This window comes from Sanguibacter inulinus (assembly GCF_013415325.1).
In the GTDB taxonomy this organism is placed as follows: Bacteria; Actinomycetota; Actinomycetes; order Actinomycetales; family Cellulomonadaceae; genus Sanguibacter; species Sanguibacter inulinus.
The window spans coordinates 16,125-34,132 of the sequence record NZ_JACBYE010000038.1 but is presented as its reverse complement, the minus strand read 5'-3'; the positions used below and the strand labels follow the sequence as shown (position 1 = coordinate 34,132).

Genomic DNA, 18,008 nt, shown 5'->3' with positions numbered 1-18,008 from the left:
GTGTTCGGAATCAACGGCGGAGAGGCCATCATCATCTTGGTGGTCGCCATCCTGGTGATCGGGCCCGAGCGCCTGCCCAAGTACGCCGAGCAGCTCGCGGGACTGGTCAAGCGCGCCCGCGTGCTCATGGCGGACGCCAAGGAAAAGGTCAGCGAAGAGCTCGGTCCTGAGATCACCGACGTCGACTGGGCCCAGCTCGACCCCCGTCGTTACGACCCACGACGGATCGTGCGTGACGCGCTCCTCGACGACACACCCCCCACGCCCAAGACACCGCCGAAGATGTCGAAGACGCCGAACCCCACGAAGGCTCCCGGTACGCCGGCCCCTGCCGGCGGCGCGGGCTCGGAGAGTGCAGGCACCCAGGCTGCCGAGACCGCCGTCGGTGCTGCGACCGCTGCTGCCGCGGTGGCGAGCGCAGCAGTCCGTGCGGAGCGTCCGTCCGACGCCCAGACGGCCCAGGCTGGAGCCGCCCGGTGGCCCGAGCCGCAGCCCGTCCTGGCTGCCGGGGAGGCCGCACCCTTCGACACCGAGGCGACCTGATCGCGATTCGGTAAAGGCCGTGCTTCCTGCCAGAATGAGCAGATGGCCAACGACGTGCAGCGCCCACGGATCCTGTCGGGCATGCAACCTACGGACGACTCGCTCACCCTCGGCAACTACATCGGTGCCCTGACGCAGTGGGTGGCTCTCCAGGACTCGTACGACACGCTCTACATGATGGCGGACCTCCACGCCCTCACGGTGAACCCGGAGCCCGCACGGCTGCGTGAGCGCACGCGCCGCACCCTCGCCCAGTACCTCGCGGGCGGGGTGGACCCGGAGCGCTCGACGCTCTTCGTCCAGTCGCACGTCCCCGAGCACGCCGAGCTCGCCTGGATCTTGTCGTGCCAGACGGGCTTCGGCGAGGCCAGCCGCATGACGCAGTTCAAGGACAAGGCAGCGAAGCAGGGCACCGACGGCACGACTGTCGGCCTCTTCACCTACCCGGTCCTCATGGCGGCCGACATCCTGCTCTACGACGCGGAGCGGGTCCCCGTCGGCGAGGACCAGCGTCAGCACCTCGAGATCACCCGGGACATCGCCGAGCGTCTCAACACGCGCTTCGGGCACGACACCGTCGTGGTCCCCGAACCGCACATCGTCAAGGCCGTCGCCAAGATCTACGACCTGCAAGAGCCCACCTCGAAGATGAGCAAGTCGGCCACCGGCAAGGGCACCATCTGGCTGCTGGACGACCCGAAAGTCTCGGCCAAGCGCATCAAGTCGGCCGTGACGGACGACGAGGCCGTCGTCCGCTACGACCCGGCCGCCAAGCCCGGTGTCTCCAACCTGCTGACGATCTTCTCGGCGCTCACGGGCCGCACCATCCCCGACCTCGAGACCGAGTACGCGGACAAGCAGTACGGGCACCTCAAGGTCGACCTGGCCGAGGCCGTCGTCGAGTTCCTGACGCCTTTCCAGGAGCGCGTGGACTCGTACCTGTCCGACCCCGCCGAGCTCGACAGGGTGCTCGCTGCCGGGGCGCAGAAGGCCCGCGAGATCGCGAGCACGACGCTCGCCCGCGTCTACGACAGGGTCGGGCTGCTCCCCGCATCGGGGTCGCGGTCGTGAACCTGCCCGAGCGGCTGGGTGACCAGCGACGTATCGGCGTCTCGGTCGAGATCCCTGCGCCCTTCGGGGCGCAGCTCCAGGAGGCTCGCCGCAGGGCTGGTGACCCGCTCGCCGACCTCATCCCGCCGCACATCACGATCCTCGGCCCGACGGTCCTCGACCCGGGCCTCATGCCTGCTGTCGACGCCCACCTCGCGGCTGTCGCGGCGGCCGCGGAGCCCTTCGTCGTCAGGCTGCGCGGCAGCGGGACCTTCCGTCCGGTGTCTCCCGTGGTCTTCGTCCAGGTGGCCCAGGGGATCGCCGAGTGCGAGTCTCTCGAGTCGCGTGTCCGGTCGGGGCCGCTCGCCCAGGACCTCCGTTTCAACTACCACCCGCACGTCACCGTCGCGCACGAGGTGCCCGACGAGGCCCTCGACGCGGCCTTCGAGGCGATGGCGGGCTACGAGGCGACCTTCACAGTCGACGCCGTCTCGCTGTTCGAGCACGGCGACGACAGCGTCTGGCGTCCTGTGCGCGCCTTCCCGCTCGGCACCGCCTAGGACCTCGCAGGACCTCGAGGGGGCCCGGCCGTGCTGCCCCCGGATGCCGCTGAGCAGCCGACCTCATAGGCTCTGCTGGTGACCACCACCTCGAAGGACATCAGACGACCGGGGGAGGTCGCGACGGCGGAGCCGACGGAGCAGGACCTCGAACCGTCCGGCACGGACCGGCGCGCGGACAGTGAGGACGAGCGCGACGCCTCCGCGCAGAGCCCCAGCCTCATGGAGCGTGTGCAGGCGCTCCTCGCCTGGTGGAAGACCACCCGCCTCGCGCGTGCTCTGGCCCGCTACGGGCAGGTCAACGGTGCGCTGCTCTGCGGCGGGATCGCCTATTCGGCCATCTTCTCCGTCTTCGCGGGGCTGACCATCGGGTTCACGGTGTTCATGAGCGTCCTCGGCTCGAACGACGAGCTGCTCGACTCGGTCATCGAGTCGGTGAACTCCGCGCTGCCCGGCATGCTGCAGACGACTCCCGGTGACGAGACGACAGGCCTGATCAGCCCAGACTCCCTCGTCACCTCAACCTCGCTGAGCGTGGCGAGCATCGTCTCGGTTGTCGTGCTGCTCGTCTCCGCGATCTCGTGCATGGGCGCCGTCCAGGTGTCGGTCCGCGCGATGTTCGGCCTGCCGCCCGGGGTGGGCAACCCGGTGCTGGTCAAGCTGCGTCAGCTGGGCGGCTTCGTGGTCATCGGGATCGCGGTCCTGGCCTCGGCCGTGATCGGCATCGTGGTCGGCTCGGTGAGCACCTGGGTCCTCGACCTCCTCGGTCTGGAGGGCACCGGACGCTTCTTCCTGCCCGTCCTCGGGCTCGTGGTCGCCTTCCTCGTGGACGTCGCCACCTTCGTGCTCATCGTCCGCCTGCTGTCTGCTGTGCACCCCCCGCGCCGCGACCTGCTGCTGGGCGCTGTGGTGGCTGCTGTGGGCTTCGGTGTCATCAGGTTCCTGGGGACCTCCGTGGTCGCGAGCAGCGCGAGCACCAACCCGGTCCTGGCGTCCTTCGCAGCGATCGTCACGCTGCTCATCTGGATCAACCTGTCCGCGAGGATCTTGCTGACGGCTGCGGCAATCAGCGCAGACCTTCCGCTCGAGCTCCTCGAGAAGGTCTCGGACGTCGAGGCCGCCGAGCAGGCCATCGAGCGCGCGAGGGCCGGTGAGACGGAGCCGGTGTCGGCTGCCGAGGAGCGGCGAGCGGAGGTGCAGGCTGCGTCGGTGACCGTCAGGCGCCGCCTCGTGACCCTCGCTGCCGCCGGTGTCGGCGGGTACCTGATCGGGCGCCGTCGCGGCTGAGCAGCCCAGCGGCTGGGCCTGGCAGGCTCCGCGGTCCGGGGCAGGGTCCGCACCGGGGTGGAAGGCACGCCCGGTCCAGCGACCGGGGACGGCCGCGAGAGCACTCAGACGCAGAAGAGGTCGGCACCCGTGGGTGCCGACCTCTTCTGCATGCTCTGACGCGCTGCGCGCGGGCAGGTCCTTAGAAGGCGCGGGTGATCATCGCCCGCTTGACCTCCTGGATCGCCTTCGTGACCTCGATGCCACGAGGGCAGGCCTCGGTGCAGTTGAAGGTCGTGCGGCAGCGCCACACGCCTTCCTTGTCGTTGAGGATCTCGAGGCGCTGCTCGGCACCCTCGTCACGCGAGTCGAAGATGAAGCGGTGCGCGTTGACGATCGCCGCAGGGCCGAAGTACTGGCCGTCGGTCCAGAACACCGGGCAGGACGACGTGCACGCGGCGCACAGGATGCACTTGGTGGTGTCGTCGAAGCGCTCGCGCTGCTCGGCGGACTGGCGACGCTCGCCCGAGGGCTGGTTCCCCGTGGTGATGAGGAAGGGCATGATCTCGCGGTAGGAGGCGAAGAACGGCTCCATGTCGACCACGAGGTCCTTGATCACCGGCAGGCCCTTGATGGGCTCGACGAGGATCGGCTTGTCGGGGTTGACGTCCTTGAGGAGCGTCTTGCAGGCCAGACGGTTGCGCCCGTTGATGCGCATGGCGTCAGAGCCGCAGATCCCGTGCGCGCACGAGCGACGGAAGGTGACCGACCCGTCGTGCTCCCACTTGATCTTGTGGAGGGCGTCGAGGACACGGTCGGTGCCGTGCGCGGTGACGGTGAACTCGTCCCAGTACGCCTCCTCGCCGTGCTCGGACTCGGGGGAGTAGCGGCGGACCTTGAGGGTCACCTCGAAGCTGGGGATCTCCGGGACCGCGGAGGCGGGGGCCTCGTCGATGGTGGCAGTCATCAGTACTTACGCTCCATGGGCTCGTACCTGGTCTGGACGACGGACTTGCCGCCGAGCATGACCTTGTAGGTGTCGAAGACGCTCTGCTCCGAGAAGACGCCCTCGGTGCCGTCGACGCTCTCGACCGTGGCCGAGTCGTCGAGCGGGCGCCTGTACGCCATCGTGTGCAGCATGAACTTCTCGTCGTCACGGTCGGGGAAGTCCTCGCGGAAGTGACCGCCGCGGGACTCCTTCCGGTTGAGGGCCCCGATGACGACGACCTCGGCGATGTCGAGGAGGAAGCCGAGCTCGAGGGCCTCGAGCAGGTCGGTGTTGAACAGGCGGCCCTTGTCCTGGACCGAGACGTTCTTGTAGCGGTCCTGGAGGGTGCGGATGTCCGCCAGGCAGGTGCGCAGCGAGTCTTCGGTGCGGAACACCTGGGCGTTCGCGTCCATCGTCTCCTGCAGCTCGCGACGGATGTCGGAGACCCGCTCGCCGCTGGGACGGCCGCGCATCTCGTCGAGGGTCGCGATCACCGAGTCGGCAGCGTCCTCGGGGAGGTCGCGGAAGGTCGCGGTCTTGGCGTAGGCGGCGGCCGTGCGGCCGGCGCGCTTGCCGAAGACGTTGATGTCGAGGAGCGAGTTGGTGCCCAGACGGTTGGAACCGTGCACGGACACGCAGGCGACCTCTCCGGCCGCGTAGAGACCGCGGACGACGTCGGTGTTGTTGCGCAGGACCTCGGCGTCGACGTTGGTCGGGATGCCGCCCATCGCGTAGTGCGCGGTCGGGTAGACCGGCACGGGCTCGGTGTAGGGCTCGATGCCGAGGTAGGTCCGGGCGAACTCGGTGATGTCTGGGAGCTTCGCGTCGATGTGCGCGGGCTCGAGGTGGGTCAGGTCGAGCAGGACATAGTCCTTGTTCGGCCCGGCACCACGGCCCTCACGGACCTCGTTGGCCATCGACCGGGCGACGATGTCACGCGGCGCGAGGTCCTTGATGGTCGGGGCGTAACGCTCCATGAAGCGTTCGCCGTCACCGTTGCGCAGGATCCCGCCCTCACCGCGGGCGGCCTCCGAGAGGAGGATGCCCAGGCCGGCCAGACCTGTCGGGTGGAACTGGAAGAACTCCATGTCCTCGAGGGGGAACCCGCGGCGCAGCGCGAGGGCCATGCCGTCACCGGTGAGGGTGTGGGCGTTCGAGGTCGTCTTGTAGATCTTCCCGGCGCCGCCGGTCGCGAAGATGATCGCCTTGGCCTGGAAGATGTGGATCTCGCCCGTGGCCAGGTCGTAGGCGACCACGCCTGTCGCGTTGACCTCTTCGCCGTCCGGGACGTGCCCGGCCGAGAGGTCGTGGTCGACGATGAGGTCGAGGACGTAGAACTCGTTGAAGAACTCCACGTCCTGCTTGACGCAGTTCTGGTACAGCGTCTGCAGGATCATGTGACCGGTGCGGTCGGCGGCGTAGCAGGAGCGGCGGACCGCAGCCTCGCCGTGGTTGCGCGTGTGGCCGCCGAAGCGCCGCTGGTCGATCTTGCCCTCGGGGGTCCTGTTGAAGGGCAGGCCCATCCGCTCGAGGTCGAGGACCGCGTCGATGGCCTCCTTCGCCATGATCTCGGCGGCGTCCTGGTCGACCAGGTAGTCACCACCCTTGACCGTGTCGAAGGTGTGCCACTCCCAGTTGTCCTCCTCGACGTTGGCGAGGGCGGCGCACATGCCGCCCTGCGCCGCACCGGTGTGCGAGCGGGTGGGGTAGAGCTTGGAGATCACGGCAGTGCGGACTTCGCCGGATGCCTCCAGGGCCGCGCGCATGCCTGCGCCGCCGGCGCCGACGATCACGACGTCGTACTGATGGGTCTGCATCGGGGTCGATGCCTCCTCGAGGCGAGTATGAGGTGTGGGTACTACTAGCTGCAGAACGACGCGACGAGGTCGGCGGGGGCGCCGGCCGGGCACGGTTCGAAGGTGAAGATCACGAGGGTGCCGAGCACCGTCGTGGCCACGAAGGCTGTGTAGAGGGCGATCTTGAGCCACATCCGGACCAGGGGGCGCTCGGCGTAGTCGTTGATGATCGTGCGGACACCGTTGGTGCCGTGCATCATCCCCAGCCACAGCATGAGCAGGTCCCAGATCTGCCAGAAGGGCGAGGCCCACTTGCCACCCACGAAGGCGAAGTCGATGGCGTTGACGCCGTCGCCCACCATGAGGTTGACGAAGAGGTGCCCGAAGATCAGCACGAGCAGGACGACGCCCGATCCGCGCATGAACACCCAGCCGTAGAGCTCGAAGTTCGAGCGCGTCGACTTCTGACGCTTGTAGCTGTCGCGCGGGTCGGCGATGGCCGGTGCGGAGCTCATCAGTTACCCCCGAAGACGTGCATGAGGTGACGGGGCAGGAATCCTGCCATGGTCACGACGAACAGACCGATGACGACCCACAGCATCACGCGCTGGTACTTGGGACCCTTGACCCAGAAGTCCACCAGGATGATGCGGATACCGTTGAAGGCGTGGAAGACGATGGCGGCCACGAGGCCGGCCTCGCCGAGACCCATGATGGGCGTCTGGTACGTCCCGATCACGGCGTTGTAAGCCTCGGGGGACACACGGACGAGGGCCGTGTCGAGGATGTGGACGAGCAGGAAGAAGAAGATCAGCACGCCGGTCACGCGATGCGCGACCCACGACCACATGCCTTCGCGGCCGCGGTACAACGTGCCGGCAGGTGCACTGGGCACTGAGCGCCTCCTGTGGCGAGTCAGGGGGGCGGAACTGGCGAGTCCGGGGCTCCCGTTGTGGTGCCGGGCATCGTTACCTGGCGCCGTCTGTCGCTGTCCACTCTAGTGAAAGAACTGTGGTGGTGCGGTCCGTCGCGCCCCCGCACGGAGCACTGGTGCTCCGAATGTGATCTATCTCTCTCTGCGAGACGAGCCGGTCGAGGGCCCCGTGGAGAACTGCGCAGACGACTGCGGGTCCCGCTCGCAGCGCCGTCGAGGTGCGACGCGGGTCACTATGCTCGGACCATGTCATCTCCGTCGAGCCCCAGCACCCCGTTCTACGCCGTGATCCCCGCAGGCGGAGCCGGGACCCGGCTCTGGCCGCTGTCCAGGGCCGACGAGCCGAAGTTCTTGCACGACCTCACAGGGTCCGGTCGCTCGCTCATCCAGGCGACCGTCGACAGGGTCGCGCCGCTGACTGTCCAGGACGGCATCGTCGTCGTCACCGGCACAGCCCATGCGCCGAAGATCGCGGCCCAGCTGCCCGACCTCCCGGCCGAGAACATCCTCACCGAGACCTCCCCGCGCGACTCCATGGCAGCCATCGGTCTCGCGGCCGCCGTGCTGCAGGAGCGCCACGGCGACGTGGTGCTCGGGTCCTTCGCCGCCGACCAGGTGATCGCCGGGCGGGACGCCTTTGAGCAGGCTGTCCGCGAGGGCATCGCGGCAGCAGAAGAGGGCTACGTGGTGACCATCGGGATCGCTGCCTCCCGGCCGTCGACAGCCTTCGGGTACATCCACGGGGGAGAGGCCCTCGGGCTCTCCGGAGCGCCTAGCGCGCGCCACGTGCTCGGTTTCACCGAGAAGCCTGACGCCCTGACGGCCAAGCGGTATCTCGCGACGGGTGAGTACCGCTGGAACGCGGGCATGTTCATCACGCGCTCCTCTGTGCTGCTCGCGCACCTCGCCGAGCAGCGTCCCGAGCTCCACGACGGCCTGCGGACCATCGCCGCGGCCTGGGACACCCCTGAGCGTGACGCTGTCGTCGCCGAGGTGTGGCCCGGCCTCGAGAAGATCGCGATCGACCACGCCGTCGCCGAGCCTGTCGCCGCCAAGGGTGGCGTGGTCGTGGTGCCCGGGACCTTCGGCTGGGACGACGTGGGTGACTTCAACTCCCTCGCCGCTCTGCTCCCGTCCGAGGACGGGTCGGGTTCGAAGGTCCTGGGCGACCCGGGCCTGGTGATCCGCGTGCAGAGCGCCGGGTCGGTCGTCGTGCCTGGCGGCAAGCGCGTCGTGACGGTGCTCGGGCTCGATGACGTGGTCGTCGTCGACACTCCCGACGCACTCCTCGTCACCACCCGTGCCCGCGCGCAGCAGGTCAAGGAGATCGTCACCGAGCTGCACGACCGAGGACTCGACGAGCTGCTGTGATGGTCTGGCCGCGAGGGGGCCACGGTCGGTCATCCACACCCTGACTATCCAAATGTCCGAATCCTGCTAAGGTCCCTCAAACGGACATTCAGGATCAGGGGGCGGCATGCGTGTGGGATGGCGGATCGACAGCGCGGGCGTAGACGAGGTGATCGCGCGCACCGACGCCGACGCCAGGTCGCTGAGCAGCGAGCTCGGGACGGTCGCAGCGACCCTCGAGCAGGTGATCGGACAGCTGGACGACGTGGTCGGTGCCGCGCTCCGACGGTTCGACGAGCGGTGGCACGAGTCGGCTGAGGCTGTCGATCGCAGGACCGTCGCCGTGGTCGAGACGGCGCGGGCCGTGGTCCGGGACCATCTCTCGACGGACGAGGAGATGGCGGGCAGCTTCCATCGCGGCCTGCGGGGCGATGAGGTTATCGGCCGCCGCTTCGCCCCGAGGATCACGCAGTGACCAGGGCCTCTCTCGTGGGACTGCGGGAGGGCGGTTTCTTGGCTCTGGACGCGTCGGCGATCTCCGACGGAGCCGTGGACCTTCGCCGAGCCGCTGGACGCGTCGGTGACGACGGCGCACAGGTGTCGAACGGGTGGAGAGCCCTGACCGACGTCTACCAGTCGCCGGCCGCGACGGGACTCGTCACGGAGATGGAGCCTGTCGGGCAGGTGGCCTCTGAGATGTCCGGGGCGATGCAGTCGGCCACCGTTGCCCTCGACGACTACGCCCGAGCCATCAGCTCGCTGCAGGCCAGGCACCACTCTGTCGCCGTCGACGCGGGAGTCTTCGCGCGAGCGGCAGCCGCCAGCCCCGACTGGCGGATCGAGCCCACGCTCCGCGCTCAGCAGTCCTCGCTCCAGCGGTCTGTGGCGACCTTGGAGCGCGACTTCGACGACGCGCGACAGCAGTGCGTCGCGGTGCTCGACGGGATCGTGGCTCCGGCCGTCCAGACGACGGGCTCCTTCGCGAGGCCGGGGCAAGGGCCAGAGGGTGAGGGTAGGCCGGGAGACGGTTGGTGGGATCCTCGGCACCTGTTCACGAGCTCGTCGCTCGACGCCATGTCGCCTGCCGAGGTGAACGCGTGGTGGACCAGCTTGTCGCCAGCGGCGCAGGCGACGTACCTCACGACCTCGCCGCAGATGATCGGCGGGCTCGACGGTATCCCTGCCGCCGTCCGGGACTCGGCCAACCGTTCGAGGCTCGATCGCGAGCTTGCTCGCCTGACGGCGGAGCGTGACGCGATGGGGTTCTTCGAACGCAACGTGTCGGACCGCAGACGCAGCGACGAGCTCAACGAGCGGATCGACGCGATCGCTTCTGTCAGAGCTGTGCTCGATCGCGGCGGCCGTCAGCTGCTGCACTTCGACATCACTGGTCCGGAGGTGCTGGCAGCTGTCGCCATCGGCGACGTCGACAAGGCGAGGTACGTCGGGATTCTGGTCGGTGGGCTGACGACAAATGTGGAGAGTGGTCTGGCGAAGATGGATTCTGGAGCGCTGCGTCTGCGGGAGATGTCGAGGTCTGTCGGAAAGGTGAGAGGGTCTGACGTGGCAACTGTATCTTGGCTTGGCTACGCCGCACCGCCCGAGTTTCCCGACTCCGCAAATCCTGCGTTTGCGAGAGCAGGACAGGCGGGCCTCCGGTCTTTCACTGAGGGGCTGAGTGCGTCGAGCAACAATCCTCCCGACGGGGTGAGAGTGACCCTGGGGGTGCACTCTTACGGCACGCTCGTCGGGACGCTCGCCACTCAGGTCGATGACGGGAAGGTCGACAGCATCGTCGCCTACGGATCGCCTGGAATCGCGAAGACACTGCCGGACGATGTCGCCCGCTATTGGATGAGAAATGACAACGACCCGATCCGAGCAGCAGTGAACCTAGGGTGGTACAAATACCAGCCGAGTGCGGCTGACGGGTGGGTCGAGCTCGGGACCGCGTCGGCAGAAATAAATGGGATCAAGCTTGCCGAAGGTGTGGGGCACGACTATCTCGATAGGGGCACCACGACGCTGCACAACATCGCAGCTGTGGTCATGGCCTGTCCTGAGGAGATGGTTCTGCGATGAGGGAGACGACGGGCCGACGTCGTCGCCCGTGGGCTGGTGTCGTGGCGGGAGCGCTCTGTGTTCTTCTGATCTGGGGAGTGGTCGAGGTCGTGAAAGTTGTGCGTGACATGCAGGGCTATGGAAATCCATCGGCACAGGAGATTGAGGAGGCTCTGATGGAGATGAGGGCTCGGGCCTCTTTCGAAGAGATGCAAGGGGTGACCTCAGTTGTTCTGACTGAGATTAGGGCGGGCCTCGAGGGGGATTTTGGTCCGATCATATGGGAGCACGACGCCGTGGACTATGACATATTGGGGTGCACGAATGCCGAGAGCGAGAACCTCGGTGCGCGGTCCGAGCAATCGAGATCCTTCGGCTTCCTGTCTTTGGATGCGGCTCAGACCGAACGGGCGATCGAGATCGTCTCCTCAATCGCCCGGCGGAACGGATACACCCGCAGCGTGCGGAAGACGGCGGTGTCGGGCACCCAGTACATCGATCTGGCCACGGAGCGCGGCGGGCGTGTCACCTTGGTGACTGGAGACCCCATCGGGATCTCCGTATCCACGGACTGCTTCCTTACTGCTGAGCGCCTCGCAGAGCTGCAGAGCGACGACTGATGTGCTTGGACCTGAGCCTTCCGGGGCGCCAACAGAGTGCGGGCACCGTGGGAAGGCTCACTGAAGAGGCTGCGGTCGACGTGCAGGACCGCAGAGCGGTCGTCGCCATCGCTCCGACCTCCGTCGGGGATAACCTCGACCGGTGAGCACCTCTGGAACCCTCGTGTCTGCCGACCGCATCGCTGCCCTGACCCAGGGGCTGCACGACGAGCTCGTGGCGATCCGGCGGGACATCCACGCGCATCCCGAGGTCGCGCGCACCGAGACCCGCACGACGGCGGTGGTCGCCGAGCGGCTGCGTGCCGCCGGGCTCGAGCCTCGGATGCTCACAGGGACCGGCCTCACCTGCGACATCGGTCCCACACCGGCAGAGAGCGGGCACCGCCGTCTTGCTCTGCGCGCCGACATCGACGCGCTGCCCCTCGTCGAGACGACGGGTCTGCCCTTCGCCTCGACCACCCACGGGGTCGCGCACGCCTGCGGGCACGACGTCCACACGACTGTCGTCCTCGGCGCCGGGCTCGTCCTCGCAGAGCTCCACGAGGCCGGGCAGCTCGAGCGACCCGTCCGTCTGATCTTCCAGCCCGCCGAGGAGGTCCAGCCTGGGGGAGCGCTCGACCTGCTCGAGCAGGGTGTCCTCGAGGGTGTCGAGGAGATCTACGCTGTGCACTGCGACCCGAAGATCGACCTCGGGACCATCGGCTCGCGCATCGGCCCGATCACCTCGGCCTCCGACGAGGTCACCGTGACGCTGTCGTCGAGCGGTGGGCACACGTCGCGCCCGCACCTCACCGGTGACGTGGTCTTCGCCCTCGGGCAGGTCATCACCCAGGCGCCCGCTGTCCTCGGACGCAGGCTCGACCCGCGCTCCGGGGTCAACCTCACCTGGGGGGCTGTGCACGCGGGCCAGGCGCACAACGCGATCCCGACGACCGGCACCGTCCGCGGCACGCTGCGCTGCCTCGACGGACGTGCGTGGGAGCACGCGGCCCAGGTCATGCACGACGCCCTCGAGCAGATCTGCGCTCCATACGGTGTCGACGTCGACGTGGTGCACCAGCGCGGCGTGCCGCCTGTCGAGAACGACGAGCGCTGCACGACCGCTCTCGAGGCCGCGGCCCGCGAGATGATCGGCCCGCAGTCCGTCCAGCTCACCGAGCAGTCCCTCGGCGGCGAAGACTTCGCCTGGTACCTCACCAAGATCCCTGGAGCACTCGCGCGGCTCGGGACACGCACGCCCGGAGGCCACACCTACGACATCCACCAGGGCGACATGCAGGTGGACGAAGGGGCCATCTCGCACGGCGTCGCGATGCTCGCCCGGGTGGCGCTGACCGGCCGAGCCTGAGTTCTCGGGATGCGGACTGGTTTGCAGTTTGGTAACGAAGGGTCGGTGTGACCTCCCGGTAACACCCTGTTAACCGATCGACCACTAGTGTGCGTGTCACCAAGGGTCGTCCGGGCCCACCTGCGTGCTGCAACGGCGCCCATGTAGGTGGACCCGTCCGGAACGGCTCCTCGACAAGAACACCAGGAGTTCCACGTGAAGAGAGTTGTTCAGCTCGCAGCGGTCACGGCCGCCGCTGCTCTGGTCCTGTCCGCCTGCGGTGACGCACCCGAGGACGACGCGACCAGCGGCGCCGCAGCCGAGGGTGGCTCGGACTTCAAGGCCTGCATGGTCTCCGACTCCGGTGGCTTCGACGACAAGTCCTTCAACGAGTCGGGCTTCAACGGCCTGGCCGCCGCGCGCGACGCGCTCGGCATCGAGGTCGCGACCCAGGAGTCGCAGAGCGAGTCCGACTTCGCGCCGAACATCGACAACCTCATCACCGGCAACTGCAACATCGTCGTCACGGTCGGCTTCCTGCTGAGCACCGCGACGGGTGACGCCGCCAAGGCCAACCCGGACACCGAGTTCGCGATCGTCGACTCGACCGCCGCAGACGCCGACGGCGCTCCGATCGAGCTCCCCAACGTCAAGCCGCTGAGCTTCAACACCGCCGAGGCTGCGTACCTCGCGGGCTACGTCGCAGCAGGCATGTCCGAGACGGGCACCGTCGCCACCTACGGCGGCATCCAGATCCCGACGGTCTCGATCTTCATGGACGGCTTCGTCGACGGCGTCGCCAAGTACAACGAGGACAACGGCACCGACGTCAAGACCCTCGGCTGGGACAAGGACGCGCAGAACGGCTCCTTCACCGGTGACTTCGAGGACCAGTCGAAGGGCCAGCAGCTCACGCAGACCTTCATCTCTCAGGGCGCGGACATCATCATGCCCGTGGCCGGACCGGTCGGCGCGGGCTCGCTCGCCGCTGCGAAGGACGCCGAGGGCGTCTCGATCATCTGGGTCGACTCCGACGGTGCTCTCGTGAACCCCGACTCGGCTGACGTCATCCTCACCTCGGTGCTCAAGCAGATCGGCACCTCGGTCGAGGACGTCATCACCGCTGCCTCCGAGTCCTCCTTCTCGCCCGAGCCGTACGTCGGCACGCTCGAGAACGGTGGCGTGGACATCTCCGAGTTCCACGAGTTCGACAGCAAGGTCCCGCAGGAGCTCAAGGACCAGGTCGACGCGCTCCGTGAGGACATCATCAACGGGACGATCGTGGTGGAGTCCCCGAGCGCCCCGTGACGTACCCCTGAACGACCGGCCAAGCCGGCCCGACGCACGTCGGGCCGGCTTGGCCTCTTCTGGTCTACTGTCGCTGGCAGGTTGTCGGCGCGCTTGAAGGAGAACGCACGTGAAGTTGGAACTGCGAGGGATCACCAAGTCCTTCGGTCCGCTCGTCGCGAACGACCACATCGACCTGGTCGTCGAAGAAGGGCAGGTCCACGCCCTCCTCGGGGAGAACGGTGCCGGCAAGAGCACACTCATGAACGTCCTGTTCGGCCTGTACCAGGCCGACTCGGGCGAGATCGTCGTCGACGACACCCCTGTCGACTTCCGAGGACCGGGCGACGCGCTGCGCGCAGGGATCGGCATGGTGCACCAGCACTTCATGCTGGTGCCCGTGTTCACCGTCGCCGAGAACGTCATGCTCGGCAGCGAAGACACGAAGGCCGGGGGATTCCTCGACCTCGAGTCCGCACGCCGCCGGGTGCGCGAGCTGTCCGACAGGTTCGGCTTCGGCCTGGACCCCGACGCCGTCGTCGAGGACCTCCCTGTCGGAGTCCAGCAGCGTGTCGAGATCGTCAAGGCCCTGGCCCGCGAGGCCAAGGTCCTCATCCTGGACGAGCCCACAGCGGTGCTCACCCCGCAGGAGACCGACGAGCTCATCGAGATCATGCGTCAGCTCAAGGCTGCCGGCACGTCCCTCGTCTTCATCACCCACAAGCTCCGTGAGGTCAAGGCTGTCGCCGACGTCATCACGGTCATCCGTCGCGGCAAGGTCATGGGCTCCGCCGAGCCGACAGCCTCCGAGGGCGAGCTCGCCTCGCTCATGGTCGGCCGCGCCGTGTCCCTCGGTCTCGACAAGGCTCCCGCGACGCCGGGGGAGCGCACCTTCGTCGTCGACCACCTCACCGTGCTGTCTGCGACAGGTCAGGCCGTCGTCGACGACGTGTCCTTCGACGTCGCGCAGGGCGAGATCGTCGCGATCGCCGGTGTCCAGGGCAACGGCCAGACCGAGCTGTCCGAGGCGATCCTCGGGCTCGTGCCCAGCTCCGCGGGGACCATCACCCTCGACGGGCGCTCGATCACCGGGCTCAGCCCCGACAAGGTGCTCCGCGCAGGCGTCGGCTTCGTCCCCGAGGACCGCAAGGTCGACGGGCTCGTCCTCGACTTCTCCGTCGCCGAGAACCTCGTGCTCGACCTCTACGACAAGGCGCCCTACGCCAAGGGCATCGCACTCGACCTCACGGCGATCCGCAAGAACGCCGAGAAGCGCATCGACGAGTTCGACATCCGCACGCAGGGTCCCGGCGAGCACGTCGGACGCCTCTCGGGTGGCAACCAGCAGAAGGTCGTGCTCGCCCGCGAGCTCTCCCGTCCGCTCAAGCTGTTCATCGCGAGCCAGCCGACACGTGGTGTCGACGTCGGCTCGATCGAGTTCCTGCACCGCAGGATCGTCCAGGAGCGCGACAACGGCACCCCCGTGATCATCGTGTCGACCGAGCTCGACGAGGTCGTCGAGCTCGCCGACCGCATCGCCGTCATGTACCGCGGCAGGATCATCGGCATCGTCCCCTCCACCACCCCCCGCGACGTCCTCGGCCTCATGATGGCCGGCGTCCCGCACGACGAGGCGCTCGCCCAGGCCACAGTCACGCCGGCACCTCGAGACGACCAGACAGGGAAGACCCAGTGAACGACCAGCGCACCGATCCCGAGAAGAGCGTCCCTCCCGCTCTCCCGGCGAAGGACGTCGAGCAGCCGACCGCTGCGACCGGAGGCCGCGCCGCCCAGGTCCTGCGCGAGGTGACCACCGGTGGGTTCGGGGTGACAGTCCTGGCCTTCGTGCTGGCCCTCGTCATCGGCGGACTCCTCATCATCGCCGTCGACCCTGACGTCCGTGACACCGCGAGCTACATCTTCGCCCGGCCCGCCGACTTCTTCGGCGCCGCGTGGTCGTCGGTCAGCGACGCCTACACCGCGATGTTCCGCGGGGCCGTCTTCAACTACGACGCCCCCTCGGCTGCGCGCGCCCTGCGCCCGCTCACCGAGACCATGACCGTCGCGACGCCGCTCATCATCGCCGCGCTCGGCGTGGCCGTCGGCTTCCGCGCCGGCCTGTTCAACATCGGCGCCCAGGGGCAGGTGCTCATGGGCGCGGCCATCGGTGGCTACATCGGCTTCACCTGGTCGCTCCCGCCCGTCCTGCACCTGCTGCTCGCGATCATCGGCGGAATCCTCGCCGGTGGTGTGTGGGCTGGTGTCGCCGGGTTCCTCAAGGCCCGGACCGGTGCGCACGAGGTGATCGTCACGATCATGCTCAACTACATCGCGCTGTACCTGGTGGCCTACCTGCTCACCACGTCGTCCTTCACGCGTGAGGGCTCCAACCAGCCCAAGAGCCCCGGCATCCGGGAGAACGCCCAGCTGCCGCTGCTGCTCGGCGACCAGTTCCGACTGCACGCCGGGTTCCTCGTCGCGATCCTCGCCGCGGTCTTCGTGTGGTGGCTCATGACGCGCTCGACGTGGGGCTTCCGCTTCCGCGCCGTCGGGTCGAACCCGAGCGCCGCGCGGACTGCCGGCATGGCGGTCTCGTCGTCCTTCGTCCTCGTCATGGTCGTCTCGGGTGCCCTCACAGGTCTCGCCGGGGCCGTCCAGGTCCTCGGGACCGAGAAGGCTCTCACCGGCGGTATCGCCGGGTCGATCGGCTTCGACGCGATCACCGTCGCGCTGCTCGGCCGCTCCAAGCCCCTCGGGATCTTCTTCGCAGGTCTGCTCTACGCGGGCCTCAACGTCGGTGGCCGGGCGATGGAAGGTGCGACGGGCACGTCGATCAACATCGTCCTCGTCATCCAGTCCCTCGTCGTCCTCTTCATCGCGGCGCCGCCGCTGATCCGTTCGATCTTCCGGCTCCCGATCCAGCCTGCTCTCACGAAGGGTGCCAGCGCATGACCGCCACCGACGTCCTGGTCGGCGACGTGTCGACCGTGAGTGCGAAGCGCGCCTACAGGCTGCCCATCGTGCTCGGGGCCTTCGGCCTCCTGTCGCTCGTCGTCTTCGGTCTCCTCGGGCCCGCCGGCGCGACGACCACCTTCGGTCTGTCGACCTCGACGGACTTCGTGACCTTCGACCCCGTCGAGCTGCCCACCCGCACCACCGCCGTGATCCTCTCGGTCGTCGCGCTGCTGCTGGCCGCCTACTCCTACCTGCGGGTCCGTCAGGGCCTCAAGGTCGGCACCTGGGTGACGGGGCTCTTCGGGGTCCTCTGGGTCCTCACCTTCCTGGTGTGGGCTGTGGCCGACAAGAGCACCTCCCTCGTCAGCCTGCTGCAGGGCTCGCTCCTGCTCGCCGTGCCGCTCGCCTTCGGTGCGCTCGGCGGTCTGCTCAACGAGCGTGCCGGCGTGGTCAACATCGCGATCGAGGGACAGCTCCTCACAGGCGCCTTCGGTGCCGCGGTGCTCGGTTCCGTCACCGGCAACGCGTACCTCGGGCTCGTCGCGGCACCTGTCGCAGGTCTGCTCATCGGCTCAATGCTCGCGCTCTTCACCGTCAAGTACTCGGTCAACCAGATCATCGTCGGTGTGGTGCTCAACGTCTTCGCGGTGGGTCTGACGAGCTTCTTGTTCAGCTCGGTCCTCAAGGAGAACGCGGCGACCCTCAACTCGCCGCCGCGCCTGCCGTCGCTGCCGATCCCGCTGCTGTCCGAGATCCCTATCCTCGGCCCGGTGCTGTTCCGCCAGTCGATCATCGTCTACCTGCTGTACATCGCCGTCGCGGTCATCGCGGTCGCGCTGTTCCGCACGCGCTGGGGTCTGCGTGTCCGCGCGGTGGGGGAGTACCCCCAGGCTGCTGACACCGTCGGCATCAACGTCAACAAGATGCGCTGGGGCAACGTGCTCCTCGGCTCGGCGGTCGCCGGCCTCGGTGGGGCGTTCTTCACCCTCGGCTCGGTCGGTGCCTTCGGCCAGGAGATGACGGCGGGCAAGGGTTACATCGCGCTCGCCGCGATGATCCTCGGCCGCTGGTCCCCGGTCGGCGCACTCGGCGCCGCGCTGCTGTTCGGCTTCGCCGACAAGCTGCAGCAGGTGCTCGGTGTCCTCGAGACGCCGATCCCCAACCAGTTCATGCTCATGCTCCCGTACATCGTGACGATCTTCGCGGTCGCCGGCCTCGTCGGCCGTGTGCGTGGACCGGCTGCGGCCGGCGAGCCCTACGTGAAGGGCTGA

Annotated in this window: 17 protein-coding genes; 13 read left to right on the top strand and 4 right to left on the bottom strand. The window is 68.1% G+C overall.

Annotated features, from left to right (window positions below; all coding sequences use genetic code 11):
• From HZZ10_RS13900 to HZZ10_RS13885, 4 genes are all read left to right on the top strand, one after another.
• Window positions 1–543 carry a twin-arginine translocase TatA/TatE family subunit gene (locus tag HZZ10_RS13900; RefSeq protein WP_179913962.1) on the top strand — a complete coding sequence of 181 codons (543 nt, stop codon included), beginning with the start codon at window positions 1–3 and terminating at the stop codon, window positions 541–543.
• Window positions 544–585: 42 nt separating this feature from the next.
• A complete protein-coding gene (gene trpS, locus HZZ10_RS13895; RefSeq protein WP_179913961.1) occupies window positions 586–1,614 on the top strand; it encodes a tryptophan--tRNA ligase in 1,029 nt (342 codons plus the stop codon).
• On the top strand, window positions 1,611–2,153 hold the full coding sequence (locus HZZ10_RS13890; protein WP_179913960.1) for a 2'-5' RNA ligase family protein: 543 nt from the start codon (window positions 1,611–1,613) through the stop codon (window positions 2,151–2,153). The genes trpS and HZZ10_RS13890 overlap by 4 nt, the downstream gene beginning before the upstream one ends.
• A 78-nt stretch (window positions 2,154–2,231) precedes the next feature.
• The gene (locus tag HZZ10_RS13885; protein ID WP_308507582.1) at window positions 2,232–3,440 is read left to right on the top strand and encodes a YihY/virulence factor BrkB family protein; all 1,209 of its coding nucleotides are present in this window, start codon (window positions 2,232–2,234) and stop codon (window positions 3,438–3,440) included.
• A 181-nt stretch (window positions 3,441–3,621) separates the two neighbouring features.
• Here the strand turns inward: HZZ10_RS13885 and HZZ10_RS13880 are convergent, their stop codons facing one another.
• The 4 genes from HZZ10_RS13880 to sdhC are packed head-to-tail and all read right to left on the bottom strand — an operon-like array spanning window position 3,622 to window position 7,098.
• Window positions 3,622–4,386, bottom strand: a complete 765-nt coding sequence (locus HZZ10_RS13880) for a succinate dehydrogenase iron-sulfur subunit (protein WP_056129534.1) — start codon at window positions 4,384–4,386, stop codon at window positions 3,622–3,624.
• Complete coding sequence (gene sdhA, locus HZZ10_RS13875) at window positions 4,386–6,224, bottom strand: succinate dehydrogenase flavoprotein subunit (RefSeq protein WP_056129535.1); 1,839 nt, start codon at window positions 6,222–6,224, stop codon at window positions 4,386–4,388. The genes HZZ10_RS13880 and sdhA overlap by 1 nt, the downstream gene beginning before the upstream one ends.
• Window positions 6,225–6,268: 44 nt before the next feature.
• On the bottom strand, window positions 6,269–6,718 hold the full coding sequence (locus HZZ10_RS13870) for a succinate dehydrogenase hydrophobic membrane anchor subunit (RefSeq protein WP_179913959.1): 450 nt from the start codon (window positions 6,716–6,718) through the stop codon (window positions 6,269–6,271).
• Window positions 6,718–7,098, bottom strand: coding sequence for a succinate dehydrogenase, cytochrome b556 subunit (gene sdhC / locus HZZ10_RS13865; RefSeq protein ID WP_082543810.1), 381 nt, complete (start codon window positions 7,096–7,098; stop codon window positions 6,718–6,720). The genes HZZ10_RS13870 and sdhC overlap by 1 nt, the downstream gene beginning before the upstream one ends.
• Window positions 7,099–7,383: 285 nt before the next feature.
• Here sdhC and HZZ10_RS13860 point away from each other — a divergent pair, with 285 nt between their 5' ends.
• The 9 genes from HZZ10_RS13860 to HZZ10_RS13820 all read left to right on the top strand — a co-directional run bounded on the left by HZZ10_RS13860 (window position 7,384) and on the right by HZZ10_RS13820 (window position 18,008).
• The gene (locus HZZ10_RS13860; RefSeq protein WP_179913958.1) at window positions 7,384–8,508 is read left to right on the top strand and encodes a mannose-1-phosphate guanylyltransferase; all 1,125 of its coding nucleotides are present in this window, start codon (window positions 7,384–7,386) and stop codon (window positions 8,506–8,508) included.
• 106 nt (window positions 8,509–8,614) lie between these two features.
• The gene (locus tag HZZ10_RS13855) at window positions 8,615–8,962 is read left to right on the top strand and encodes a DUF6507 family protein (RefSeq protein WP_179913957.1); all 348 of its coding nucleotides are present in this window, start codon (window positions 8,615–8,617) and stop codon (window positions 8,960–8,962) included.
• Window positions 8,959–10,569 carry an alpha/beta hydrolase gene (locus HZZ10_RS19870; RefSeq protein ID WP_179913956.1) on the top strand — a complete coding sequence of 537 codons (1,611 nt, stop codon included), beginning with the start codon at window positions 8,959–8,961 and terminating at the stop codon, window positions 10,567–10,569. Before HZZ10_RS13855 ends, HZZ10_RS19870 begins: the two co-directional genes overlap by 4 nt.
• Window positions 10,566–11,168, top strand: a complete 603-nt coding sequence (locus tag HZZ10_RS13845) for an LppA family lipoprotein (protein ID WP_179913955.1) — start codon at window positions 10,566–10,568, stop codon at window positions 11,166–11,168. The genes HZZ10_RS19870 and HZZ10_RS13845 overlap by 4 nt, the downstream gene beginning before the upstream one ends.
• Before the next feature lie 142 nt (window positions 11,169–11,310).
• Window positions 11,311–12,516 carry an amidohydrolase gene (locus HZZ10_RS13840; protein ID WP_179913954.1) on the top strand — a complete coding sequence of 402 codons (1,206 nt, stop codon included), beginning with the start codon at window positions 11,311–11,313 and terminating at the stop codon, window positions 12,514–12,516.
• A 195-nt stretch (window positions 12,517–12,711) separates the two neighbouring features.
• Window positions 12,712–13,803 (top strand): BMP family lipoprotein, encoded by a 1,092-nt coding sequence (locus HZZ10_RS13835; RefSeq protein WP_179913953.1) that lies wholly within the window; start codon window positions 12,712–12,714, stop codon window positions 13,801–13,803.
• A gap of 109 nt (window positions 13,804–13,912) precedes the next feature.
• On the top strand, window positions 13,913–15,478 hold the full coding sequence (locus HZZ10_RS13830; protein ID WP_179913952.1) for an ABC transporter ATP-binding protein: 1,566 nt from the start codon (window positions 13,913–13,915) through the stop codon (window positions 15,476–15,478).
• Window positions 15,475–16,734 (top strand): ABC transporter permease, encoded by a 1,260-nt coding sequence (locus HZZ10_RS13825; protein WP_179913951.1) that lies wholly within the window; start codon window positions 15,475–15,477, stop codon window positions 16,732–16,734. The genes HZZ10_RS13830 and HZZ10_RS13825 overlap by 4 nt, the downstream gene beginning before the upstream one ends.
• The gene (locus HZZ10_RS13820; RefSeq protein WP_056129559.1) at window positions 16,731–18,008 is read left to right on the top strand and encodes an ABC transporter permease; all 1,278 of its coding nucleotides are present in this window, start codon (window positions 16,731–16,733) and stop codon (window positions 18,006–18,008) included. The genes HZZ10_RS13825 and HZZ10_RS13820 overlap by 4 nt, the downstream gene beginning before the upstream one ends.